A 12,000-nucleotide genomic window follows, 5' to 3' on the forward strand; every position below is an offset into this window, starting at 1 on the left:
CTCAGATTCCCACGGGCACGGACGGGGCGCGGTCCTCCGCGAGCAGCGCCGCCGCGCCGATCAGGCCGGAGTCGACGCCCAGCGTGGCGGGCCACACCTGCACCCGGCGCATGAACTCGAGCCCCGCGTAGTCCGCGAGCGGGCCGGTGACGGCGGGTTCGAGCAGGTCCCAGGCTTGCGCCACGCCGCCGCCGATGACCACGCGGTCGATCTCGCACAGCGCGGAGGCGACCGTGATGACCTGGGCGACCGCCGCGCCGGAACGCCGGAAGGCCGCCCGCGCGGTCGGGTCGCCCGCCCGTGCCGACGCGGCGAGCGCGACGCCGTCCGCGGTGCCGCCGAGCGGCTGCCAGCCCTGTTCCAGGGCCCAGCGCACCATCGACGGGCCGCTGGCGATGGCCTCGGAGCAGCCGTTGGCGCCGCAGCCGCACAGCGGACCCCTCGGGTCGACCACGAAGTGCCCGACGTGGCCGGCGTTGCCGGTGGTGCCGAAGTGCGGCCGGCCCGCGAAGACGAACCCGCCGCCGACGCCGGTCGAGACGACCATGCCGAGCAGGCACTCGCTGCCGCGGCCGTTGCCGTGGTGGTACTCGGCCAGCGCCATGCACAGCGCGTCGCCGCCGAGGCGGACCGGCAGGCCGGGCAGCAGGTCGCCGACCCGGGCGGTGATCGGGAAGTCGCGCCAGCCGGGGATGTTGACCGGGCTGATCGTGCCGGTGCGCAGGTCCATCGGCGCGGCCGAGGCGATGCCGGCGCCGAGCACGGTCCGGCCGGCGGCGGCGTCGAGCAGGTCCGCCAGCACGCCCGCGAGGCCGGCCCAGACGGTCTCGGCGTCACCGGCGGGCGTCGGCGTGGTGCGGCGGGCCAGGACGGAGCCGTCCGGCTCGACCAGTGCCGCGGCGAGCTTGGTGCCGCCGATGTCGATGGCGACCGCGACCGGGTCGAGTGCTTGGCCCATGGACTTAGTTAATCCGTTAAGCAAAGTTTCGTCAAGAGCTGGTGACAGGGTCGGGCGGAGGGAGGTTAACCGGTTCACCCAATCCCGCTCGACCGCGCGGTCACCGGTCCCAGCCGTAGGCGGAGAACGGTGTGCCGGCGCGGTAGCCGGCCAGGCCCGCGGCCGGGTAGTCGATCAGGTCGCGCGGCAACGCGCCCAGCTCGAACCACCCCAGCTCCGCGCACTTGTCCGGCTCCCGGTTCTCCGGGACACCGGCCCAGGTCCGCGCCTCGAAGAACAGGCCGAGGCGCGGCTCCAAGCCGGAACGCCTGGCGTGCACGGTGTGCACGAGGCGCAGGTCCGCGGGGTCCAGGCGCACGCCGATCTCCTCCTCGGCCTCGCGCACGGCCGCGTCGAGCACCGACTCCCCCGCGTCGAGCTTGCCGGACGGCAGGTGCCAGCGGCCGTCGAACAGCGGGTTCGCGTCCCGCCGCCGCGACAGCAGCACCCGGCCGTCGCGCACCAGCAGGACGTGGACGTCGATCAGGTGGCGGTCCGGCATCGGCGTGCCGTCACAGGTGCCGTTCGATCTCGGCCAGCTCGTCGTCGTCGAACGCCAGGTTCGCCGTCGCGGCCACGTTGTCCTCGAGCTGCTTCACGCTCGACGCCCCGATCAACGCGGACGTGACGTTGCGCAGCACCCACGCGATCGCCAACTGCGCCAACGTCTGCCCGCGCCGCTTGGCGACGTCGTCGAGCGCCCGCACCTTCGCCAGCGTCGCCTCGTCCAAGTTGGACTCCGACAGGAACGGCGACGCGCCGGCCGCCCGCGAACCCTCCGGCACGCCGTTGAGGTAGCGGTCGGTCAGCAGGCCCTGCGCCAGCGGCGAGAACGCGATGCTGCCCGCGCCGACCTCGGCCAGCACGTCGAGCAGGCCGTCCTCGACCCACCGGTTGAGCATCGAGTACGACGGCTGGTGGATCAGCAGCGGCGTGCCGAGCGAGTCGAGCACGCGGGCCGCTTGCGCGGTCTGCTCGGCGGAGTAGTTCGAGATGCCGACGTACAGCGCCTTGCCCGAGCGGACGACGTGGTCCAGCGCGCCCATCGTCTCCTCGATGGGGGTGTCCGGGTCGGGCCGGTGGTGGTAGAAGATGTCGACGTAGTCCAGGCCGAGGCGGGCCAGCGACTGGTCCAGCGAGCTGACCAGGTACTTGCGGGAACCCCACTCGCCGTACGGGCCGTTCCACATGTGGTAGCCGGCCTTGGTGGCCACCACGATCTCGTCCCGGTACGGCCGGAAGTCCTGCGCGAACAGCCTGCCGAAGTTCTCCTCGGCGCTGCCGGGCGGCGGCCCGTAGTTGTTGGCCAGGTCGAAGTGCGTCACGCCCAGGTCGAACGCGCGGCGCAGGATCGCCCGCTGGCCGTCCAGGTGCTTGTCGTGGCCGAAGTTGTGCCACAGGCCCAACGACACGGCGGGCAGCTTGAGCCCGCTGCGGCCGGACCGGCGGTAGGGCATGGCGTCGTACCGCGACTGCGCGGCGAGGTGGGTCATCGGAATCCTCTTATCGGGTGCTCTCCCGCGCGATGAGCGTGGGCTTGGGCGACCAGCGCTCGGCGACCTCGACCCCGGCGATGAGCTCCAGCACCGACTCGGCGACGGTGACGCCGAACTGGTGCACGTCCACGCTCATCGTGGTCAACGCGGGCGAGGCGAGCCGGCACAGCGACGAGTCGTCCCACGCGACCAGGCTGAGCCGGTCGGGCACGGCGACGCCGAGTTCCTTGGCGACGCTCAGGCCCGCGACGGCCATCACGTCGTTGTCGTAGAGGATCGCGGTGGGCGGCTCGGGCGAGCCGAGCAGCGCGGTGGTGAGCTTGGCCCCCGACTCCTCCGAGTAGTCGCCCTCCACCACGACGGGCTCGATGCCCGCCTCCGCGCAGCCTTCGAGCAGGGCCGCGGTGCGCGCCCTGGTGTGCAGCAGCGCGTTGGGGCCGGTGACCCGGGCGATGCGCCGGTGGCCCAGCTCCAGCAGGTAGGACAACGCCTCCCGCACCGGTCCCGCGTCGTCGGTGCGCACGGCGGGCACGGCCAGCTCGTCCGGCTCGCCCACGTACAGCGCGGGCAGGCCCATCTCGCGCAGCACCGCCGGCCGGTGGTCGTCCACGGTGCGGTTGACCACCACCACCGCGTCGACCACACCGCCCGCCGCCCACCTGCGGTAGGCGGCGATCTCGGCGTCCTCGTTGCCCACGATGTGCAGCAGCACGGACCGGTCGCCCTCGGCGAGCCGTTCCTCGATGCCCGCGATGAACTCCATGAAGAACGGCTCCGCCCCCAGCAGCCGCGCGGGGCGGGCCAGGACGAGGCCGACGGAGCCGGGCGAGCCGGTGGTCATGTCCGCACCGCGGCGAGGCTGTTGGCCGAGCGCAGCACCAGCGGGTCGGTCAGGGTCGACGGGTCGGCCAGCTCGGTCCGCGTGCGCACCAGGAACGAATGCGTCCCGCCGGCGGGGAGCGTGACCAGCGCGTCGTCCACGACGGCGTCCTCGGCGACCCGGTCGGCCAGCACGGCGACGTCGCGGGCGAAGGAGTGCGCGGTGACGTCCACCCGGTAGCCGTCGGCCACGCGGTGCGCCTCGGCGGTCAGCGGCGCGGGGTCGTAGGCCAGCTCCAGGTCCTCCCGGAACAGGTGCGCGGTGCGCGCGTCGGTCGTGCTCGCCACCAGCACCTCCCCCTTCGGGTCACCCGGCGTGACCAGGTCGTCCGCCAGCTCCAGCCGCGCCGCGGACCGCGCCGGCACGTCGAGCGGGAGTTTAGCCGCCACCAGCACCTCGCCCGTGAACGTCTGGCGCTCCAGCACGACCTCGCTGGTCCAGACCTCGTCGGTGTCGTTGACGGCGATGAGCGCGTCCCGGCCGTCGCGCGGCTGGACGGTGAGCAGGCGCGGCGCGAAGGCGTGCTTGAGCGCGTAGTACAGCGGCTTGGGCCGCTCGTCGCCGTCGATCGCGGCCCAGGAGGTGACCGGCCAGCAGTCGTTGAGCTGCCACACCAGCGCGCCGGCCGTGCGGGGCCAGTGCGAGCGGAAGTGCTCCACGCCGAACGCGACCGCGCGGGCCTGGTTGAGCTGGGTCGCCCAGTGCCAGTCCTCGAACGCCGCGGGCGCGGGCAGGTGCGGCGCGAGGCCGCGGTCCAGCTTGCCGTTGCCGTCCTCGGCCTTCTGGTGCAGCAGGAACGCGGGCGAGGTCGGCGTCATCGGCTCGTCGTGCACCCACTTGGTGAGCGTCGCCCAGGTCGGCGGGCCCTGGAAGCCGAACTCCGAGCAGAACCGCGGGGTGTGGTCGCGGTAGTGGGTGTAGTCGACCCGGTTCCACACCTCCCACTCGTGGCGGGTGCCGTGGGTGTCGGAGTTGGGGTGCAGCTCGCCGGGGCTGTACGGGCTGCCCGGCGAGTAGTGCCTGGTCGGGTCCAGCTCGGCGACGATCGCGGGCAGCAGTTCGGTGTAGTAGCGCAGGCCCCACGAGCGGCCCTGGAGCTGTTCCGCCCAGCCCCAGTCGGCGAAGCCCCACAGGTTCTCGTTGTTGCCGTTCCACAGCGCCAGGGAGGCGTGCGAGGTCAGCCGGGCGACGTTCTCGCGCGCCTCGGCCTCGACCTCCTCCCACAGCGGCGACTCCTCGGCGTAGGCCGCGCAGGCGAACAGGAAGTCTTGCCAGACCAGCACGCCGCGCTCGTCGCAGACGTCGTAGAAGTCCTCGGTCTCGTAGATGCCGCCGCCCCAGATGCGCAGCATGTTCATGTTCGCCGCAACGGCCTGGTCCACCCGGCGGGCGAGGCGCTCGCGCGTGACGCGGGTGAGGAAGTGGTCGTCCGGGATCCAGTTGGCGCCCTTGGCGAACACGGGCTTGCCGTTGACGACGAACGTGAACGGCGCGCCGACCTCGTCCGGCGTCGTGTCGACGGTGATCGTCCGGAAGCCGACGCGACGATCGGTGCGGTCGACCACGTCCGCGCCCGAGCGCAACGCGACACCGAGGTCGTAGAGGGGGTGTTCGCCGTAGCCGACCGGCCACCAGAGGTCGACGTCGGGCACCTCGACGGTCACCACGGCGGAATCGCCCTCGACGCGGACCTGCCGCTCGACGCCGGCCACGGTCGCGACCACGGTCAGGTCGGCGTCGTCACGCGCGCGGTCGACCTCGACGTGCACCTCGACCCGGCCCGTGCCGTCCTGGTCCACCGTGACCAGCGGGCGGACCCGCGCGAGCCGCGCCTCGGTCCAGCGCTCCAGCCGCACCGGCTTCCAGATGCCCGCGGTCTGCAGGTCCGGACCCCAGTCCCAGCCGAACGAGCAGGCCATCTTGCGCACGGCGTTCATCGGGTGCGGGTAGGCGCGGTCGCGGTGACCCAGCTGTGCCTCCTGCTGCTCGGCGTAGGCCAGAGCAGAGGAGAAGGTGACGACGAGGTGGTTCGCGCCGTCCTCGAGGTGCTCGCGCACGTCGAAGCGGTACGAGCGGAACATGTTCGCCGTGCGGCCGAGGACCACGCCGTTCAGCTCGACCGCGGCGACGGTGTCGAGGCCGTCGAACGCGAGCTCGACCTTCTCCCCCGGCTTGGCCGCCTCCGCCTCGAAGGTCAGGGCGTAACGCCAGTCGGCGCGGTGCATCCAGGCCAGCTCGGCCTCGTTGGTGTCCAGGTACGGCTCACCGATCAGTCCCGCCGCGAGGAGGTCGAGGTGCGTGCTGCCGGGCACGACCGCGGGCACTTCGCGCTCGGCGACGGCCGCCGGGATCGGCCCGCCCACCGCGCTCAGGCGCCACCCGTCGTGCAAGGTCGTGCGAATCATCGTTCCTCTTTTCCCGGCGACGGCGGTGGGTTTCTGCCGTGTGACATCCAAGGTATGGCGATTCTTACGCCAGCAACTAAAGTAAGTCAACGAGGATCACCACCAGAGAGGAAGACCACAAGTGGCAGACCTGACGCACCTGCGGGCAGCGGGTGTGAGCCTGGTGCTCGACTTCTCCGGAGGCTCACTTCCCCGAGTCCGACACTGGGGTGCGGACCTCGGCGAACTCTCCCCCGCGCAACTGGATGACGTGCTGGTCGCGCAAACTCCCCACCCGATCGGGTTCTCCGTGGACGGCGCGGTCGACGTGGCCGTGCTGCCCGAGCAGTCGGCGGGCTGGCTCGGTACCCCGGGAATCGTCGGCAACCGCGACGGCCGCGACTTCTCCACCGCGTTCCGCGTGGTGTCGGTGGACGGGACGGTCGTGCACGCGGTGGACGAGGTCGCCGGGCTCGCGCTGGAGCTGGTCGTCGAGCTGACCCCGTCCGGGCTGGTGCGGCAGCGGGCCGTGCTGACCAACACCGGGTCGTCGGGCTTCGCCGTGGACGCGGTGAACCTCACCCTGCCCGTGCCGCCGCAGGCGGTCGAGATCCTCGACTTCACCGGCCGGTGGACGCGGGAGCGCAGCCCGCAGCGCACGGCGTTCACCCACGGGCTGCGGGTGCGCGAGAACCGGACCGGCCGGACCGGCTACGACTCGGCGTACCTGTTCGCCGCGGGCACCGCCGGGTTCGGCAACCGCTCGGGCGAGGTCTGGGCCGTGCACACGGCCTGGTCGGGCAACCACCGCACGTTCGCCGAGAAGACCTACCACTCGGTGTCGCTGCTGGGCTCGGGCGAACTGCTGCTGTCCGGCGAGGTCGTGCTGGGGCCCGGCGAGTCGTACACCTCGCCGTGGCAGTACGCCTCCTACGGGCACGGGCTGGACGAGGTGTCCGCGCGGTTCCACCGGCACCTGCGCTCGCGGCCGTCCCACCCGTCCTCGCCGCGCCCGGTCGTGGTGAACACGTGGGAGGCCGTGTACTTCGACCACGACCTGGACCGGTTGACGGCGTTGGCCGACGCCGCCGCGTCGGTCGGCGCGGAGCGGTTCGTGCTGGACGACGGCTGGTTCGGGTCGCGGCGCGACGACCGGCGCGGCCTGGGCGACTGGTACGTGTCGGACGAGGTGTGGCCCGACGGCCTCGGCCCGCTGACCGACCACGTGACCGGGCTGGGGATGCAGTTCGGCATCTGGGTCGAGCCCGAGATGATCAACCCGGACTCGGAGCTGGCGCGGGCCCACCCGGACTGGGTCATGGCGGCGGGCGACCGGCTGCCCGGCACGGCGCGGCACCAGCAGGTGCTCGACCTGGCCCGGCCCGAGGCGTTCGAGCACATCCTGGGACGGCTGGACGCCCTGCTGACCGAGTACCCGGTGTCGTACCTGAAGTGGGACCACAACCGCGACCTGGTCGACGCCGGGCACCGGCCGACCGGGCGGGCGGGCGTGCACGGGCAGACGCTGGCCGTCTACCGGCTGCTGGACGAGCTGCGCCGCCGACACCCCGACGTGGAGATCGAGTCCTGCTCCTCCGGCGGCGCGCGGGTGGACCTGGAGATCCTCCAGCGCACGGACCGGGTGTGGGTGTCGGACTGCATCGACGCGCTGGAGCGCCAGCCGATGCAGCGGTGGACGAACGCGCTGATCCCGTTGGAGCTGATGGGCACGCACGTCGGCTCGGGCACCTCGCACACGACCCACCGGCAGCACCCGCTGGACTTCCGCGCCGGCACCGCGCTGTTCGGGCACTTCGGCATCGAGTGGGACCTGACCAAGGCCTCCCCCGAAGACCTGGCGCGGCTGACGTCGTGGGTGGCGCTGTACAAGGAGCTGCGGCCCCTGCTGCACACCGGCGTGTCGGTGCACGGCGACCACCCGGACCCGGCGATCCAGGTGCACGGGGTCGTGGCGGAGGACGGGTCGGACGCCGTGTTCGCCATCGTCGCCCTGGCCACGTCCCAGCTCTACCCGCCGGGGCCGGTCCGCCTGCCGGGCCTGCCCGCCGACCGCACCTACCACGTGCGCCCGCTCGCACCCGGCGACGTGCCGGACGGCAACGCCGACAACTGGGGCGTGCACCTGCCGTGGTGGAAGCCGGAGGGCGTGACCCTGCCGGGCCGGGTGCTGACGACGGCGGGCGTGCAAGCCCCCGTCCTGCACCCGGAACGGCTCGTGCTGGTGCGCGCGACGGCGGTCTGAGCGCCGGCCCTGGACGGTGCCACCCACGTCCGCCGGGACGGGGTGAGGAGTCGGTGCGCGGAAGGACGGGCGGGCCCGGTCAGCAGGTGGCCTCGTACTCCAGCTCGGGGACGTGGATGCGCCACTCGACCGGGTCCAGCCCGCCGCCCGCGATCTCGCAGGCACGGGCCACCGCGCCGGAACGCATGTCGTGCAGGCCGGAGAGGTCCCACAGCGTCGTGGACATCCCCGGGCCGGAGCCGATGCCCCCGGTCATGAGCCGGCGGTCGTCGGCGCCGAAGGCCACCGTCGTGATCGAGTTCTCATTGCCGTAGGACAGCGGTCCGATCGGGTGCACGCGTGGGAAGTCGGTGAGGTCCCAGAGCATCAGGCTCTCCGCCCTCCCGTCGGCCTCCTGCCCGGTCGACGCCATCGTGAGGCCGTCCGAGGCGAAGGCGACGCTCGTGACACCGCCCTCGTGGGCGGTGAAGACCTGCCCGGCGCGGCCGGGCGCGGCCGGGTCGGTGACGTCCCACAGCACGATCTCCCTGGCGGAGCCGTCACCCTCGTTGCGCGCCTGGACGACCGCGAGCGTGCGGCTGTCCGGGGTGAAGGCCAGGGCGCCGATGTCCGCACCCTCCCGGGCCGACGAGGCCCCGGTATCGCGCGGGTGGGTGCGGTCGGTCAGGTCCCACAGCGCGAACATCCCGTCGTCCTCCCAGTACTCGAAGCCGCCGCCGAGGGCGAGGAGCCTCCCGTCCGGGGACACCTCGGCCGTCGAGACGACCCGCGGCAGGGTGAAGGTGCCGACGCGGGTCAGTGGCACGTCGCCACCCACGTCGAGCACCTCGACCACCCCGGTCCGGTCCTCGGCGGGGCTCTGGTGGCTCCCGCCCACGACCAGCGAACGCCCGTCCGGGGTGAAGGAGAGCGTGACGATCCCGCCGACGCTCGACGCCGTGGTCGTGGCGGAGAGCCGCGGGTTCGCCCGATCGGACACGTCCCACAGGCGCACGGTCGAGGCGAGCGCGGTGCGCACCCCGACGGCGACGAGGCGTTCGTCCGGTGAGATCGCCACCGCCGTCGGCGGTGCGTCCGGCTCGCCGCCGAGGTCGATCGTCGCCGTGCGCTCGGGATCAGCAGGGCCGTTGACGGTCCACACGGCGAGAGCCGCGTCGCCGTCGGCGGTGACGAGCATCGTGTCGCCGGCTGCGAGCGCGGACAGGTTCAGCGGGCCGCCGAGCGTGACCGCGGCTCCCGCGACGTGGCCGGACCTGCGCGGACGGCCCCGTCCGGCAACGCTCCACAGGTAGGACTCGCCGGTGGCGTCCCCGGTGAGGAGCAGGCCGCCGTCGGGCGAGAACGACATCTCCCGGACGTGGTCGGTGTGCCCCGTCAGCGACTCCAGGAGGAAGGGTTCGGCCGGGTCGCGGATGTCCCAGAGCCGCACGGCGCGATCCGGACCACCGCTGGTGGCCAGCAGCGAGGAGGTCGGGTCGAACGCCGACACCACGGCCTTCGTGCGACTGCCTTCGAAGGGTGCCGCCAGTTGGCGTGGCCGACCTCGGTCGGTCACGTCGACCAGGATCGCGGCCACGTCGGTGTTGCCCTGCGGGCCGTCCCCACCTGCCGTGAGCAGGTTCCCCGAGCCGGCGAACTGCAAGGACGTGACGTAGCCACCCGACGTGAACCGCGTGGAGCCGAGCCGGGTGGCCGCCGCGCCCGCGCCGACGTCCCACAGCGTGATGATCATGTCGGCGTCGGTGCCGTCGGTCCGCGCACCACTGCCCAGGGCGAGCGTGCGGTTGTCCGGCGCGAACGCCAGGGACGTGACGTCGTCCTCCAGCTCGGCCCGCGGGACGGGCTGACGGGGGTCGCTCACGTCCCACAGGACGATCGTGGACGCTGAGTCGCCTTGACCCTGTAACGCGATCAGGCGCGAGTCCGCGGAGAACACCACCGAGAAAGGAGCGACGGTGGCGTCCTTCCGCCACATCTTCTCGGGGTGGACGCGGTCGCGCACGTCCCACGCCTCGACCCACTGGGCGGGTTCGTACCGCGGTGGGACGACGATCAGCGTGCGGCCGTCCGGGGACAGGGCCGGCTGCCCCGTCGTGGGCACGCTCGCCACCTCCACCGGCTGGGTGCCGCCGACGTCCCAGATCTTCACCCGGTCGTCCTCGCTGACCACGACGGCACGTCCGTCGGGGAAGAAGCTCTGCCGCGCCGATGGCGATCCGGGCAGGCGGCCGGCGTAGGAGGTGGCGGTCAACGCCTGGTGCAGGGCCGCGCGCGTCTCGGCGCCGGGGTGGATGTGGTGAGCCGCGACCGCCAACCGCAGCGCGGTGCGCGGATCCCGTGCGACGGTGTTCGCCGCCGTCGTCGCGACCTGACGGCTGATCGCGGTACGCCTGCCGGCCTCGGCCAGCGACCGCTGCTCCTCGGCGGCCTGCCCGCGCCGGATCGCGACGACGGCGGTCAGCGACGCGACGGCCGCCAGGACCAGCAGCGAAGCGACGGCCCCGACGACGGCCGACCTGGTCCGGCGGTGTTGTCGCAGGTCCTCGCCGACGATCTCGTCCTTGGACACCTGCCGCAGCGCGGCGACGAGGTCGGCGACGACGTCCTTGAAGGCCGCGGACCGCAAGGAGAGGTTGTCCTCACCGCGCGCGCCTCGCAGGTCGGCCCAGCGCGGTTCCTCGCGGAACGCGCCGTACAGGGCGGGCGGGAGGCAGTTCGTGGTCGTCGGGTCGAAGTCGTGCTCGCCGCCGTCCCAGGTCAACTCACCGTCGGTGACCACGATGAGCAGGCGTTCGACCGGTCGGTGCTCCAGCCAGTGCGCCACTTCCTTCTCCACCCAAGGTGACGCGGCCGCTTCGGGGGAGGCGAGCAGGATGAAGAACTCCGAGCTGTCCAGCCCCGCCCGGATCGACGACCACAGACCGGGGTTGGCCGACAGGCTGTCGTCGTCGCGGAACACCCGCAGCGCCCGACGCCGGTACCACGGCTTCGCGAAGACGCGCAGCGCCGAGGCCAGTGCCGGCGCCAACTTCCCGTCCACCGCGCGGCTGTAGGAGATGAACGCCGAGTACCGCGCCGGTGGCGAGGGCGCCGGCCGGTCGGGCGGATCGGCGCCGTCGTCCCGCGCCGCGCCGGATAATCGGGAGTTCGCAGGCTGCACCGAGTTTCCCCTGACACCAGTCGTGCCGATCGCCGGGCCCACCGCAGCGACCACGACCCTGCGGCGACGGCGCAGTGTACTCGCCGGTCCGTGACGTGATCGGCGTTCTCCCTCCGCGCGGGGACCGACCGACTGGTGGGACGCAGGTCTGGTAGCGCTCCCAGAACGTGCGCTACCGTCGGCGGCACGAAGTGTCGGTCCCGGTTGTGAGCGTCACCGGGGCGTGGACCGACCGGAACGCCGGCGGCGCCCCCTCACCGCCCTGACCGACCGGGGAACGACCCAGTGAACCCTCGCACCACGTTGGCCGCGGTCGCGGTCCTGATCTCGGCCGTCGCCTGCGGCGGGCCCTCGGCCGAGCAGGCCGCACCGACCTCCGACGCCCCGTCCACGACCTCCACCGCGCCGCAGGTCGGCCCGTCCCGGGGCGGCCCGCTGGACGGCGTGGACCCGTGCACCCTGCTCACCAAGGCCGAGGCCGAGCGGGTGACGGGCGCGCAGACCGCGGAGCCGGTGGTGGAGCAGCTCGGTTCGGCGCGGGTGTGCAACTTCTCGCCGCAGCAGGCCCTGCTCGGCGTCGGCGTGCGGACCACCTCCGGGCTGGCGCAGGTGCAGTCGAACGGCAACGTGGTGCAGGAGCTGGTGATCGGCAGGCACCAGGCCAAGCAGGCGGTGGGCGCGACCGGGAGCTGCGGGATCTTCATCGGCGTCACCGAGTCGTCCCGGGTCGACGTCGTGCTGAACTCGGGCAGTCCCGACGAGGACCCGTGCCCGGCCGCGATGCGGGTCGCCGAGCTGGTCGAACCGAGGCTGCCCTGAG

At 73.0% G+C, this 12,000-nt stretch carries 8 protein-coding genes; 2 read left to right on the plus strand and 6 right to left on the minus strand.

Annotated elements, in window-relative coordinates; genetic code table 11:
• Position 1: 1 nt before the first annotated feature.
• The 5 genes from LZG04_RS24645 to LZG04_RS24665 form a co-directional block, all read right to left on the minus strand.
• A complete protein-coding gene (locus LZG04_RS24645; RefSeq protein ID WP_233820591.1) occupies positions 2-958 on the minus strand; it encodes an ROK family protein in 957 nt (318 codons plus the stop codon).
• A gap of 100 nt (positions 959-1,058) precedes the next feature.
• Positions 1,059-1,499 carry an NUDIX domain-containing protein gene (locus tag LZG04_RS24650; protein ID WP_233820593.1) on the minus strand — a complete coding sequence of 147 codons (441 nt, stop codon included), beginning with the start codon at positions 1,497-1,499 and terminating at the stop codon, positions 1,059-1,061.
• A 10-nt stretch (positions 1,500-1,509) separates the two neighbouring features.
• Positions 1,510-2,490: an L-glyceraldehyde 3-phosphate reductase gene (mgrA, locus tag LZG04_RS24655; protein WP_233820603.1), complete on the minus strand. Its 981-nt coding sequence runs from the start codon at positions 2,488-2,490 to the stop codon at positions 1,510-1,512.
• 10 nt (positions 2,491-2,500) lie between these two features.
• Positions 2,501-3,334 carry a LacI family DNA-binding transcriptional regulator gene (locus LZG04_RS24660; protein WP_233820605.1) on the minus strand — a complete coding sequence of 278 codons (834 nt, stop codon included), beginning with the start codon at positions 3,332-3,334 and terminating at the stop codon, positions 2,501-2,503.
• Complete coding sequence (locus tag LZG04_RS24665; protein ID WP_233820607.1) at positions 3,331-5,778, minus strand: glycoside hydrolase family 2 protein; 2,448 nt, start codon at positions 5,776-5,778, stop codon at positions 3,331-3,333. The genes LZG04_RS24660 and LZG04_RS24665 overlap by 4 nt, the downstream gene beginning before the upstream one ends.
• A gap of 121 nt (positions 5,779-5,899) precedes the next feature.
• Here LZG04_RS24665 and LZG04_RS24670 point away from each other — a divergent pair, with 121 nt between their 5' ends.
• Positions 5,900-8,020, plus strand: coding sequence for an alpha-galactosidase (locus tag LZG04_RS24670; RefSeq protein WP_233820609.1), 2,121 nt, complete (start codon positions 5,900-5,902; stop codon positions 8,018-8,020).
• Positions 8,021-8,099: 79 nt separating this feature from the next.
• Here the strand turns inward: LZG04_RS24670 and LZG04_RS24675 are convergent, their stop codons facing one another.
• Complete coding sequence (locus tag LZG04_RS24675; protein WP_233820611.1) at positions 8,100-11,180, minus strand: TIR domain-containing protein; 3,081 nt, start codon at positions 11,178-11,180, stop codon at positions 8,100-8,102.
• A gap of 285 nt (positions 11,181-11,465) precedes the next feature.
• Here LZG04_RS24675 and LZG04_RS24680 point away from each other — a divergent pair, with 285 nt between their 5' ends.
• Positions 11,466-11,999: a DUF3558 domain-containing protein gene (locus tag LZG04_RS24680; protein WP_233820613.1), complete on the plus strand. Its 534-nt coding sequence runs from the start codon at positions 11,466-11,468 to the stop codon at positions 11,997-11,999.
• Position 12,000: the final 1 nt, after the last annotated feature.

Origin of the sequence: Saccharothrix sp. S26, assembly GCF_021390395.1 — a bacterium.
Classification (GTDB): Bacteria; Actinomycetota; Actinomycetes; order Mycobacteriales; family Pseudonocardiaceae; genus Actinosynnema.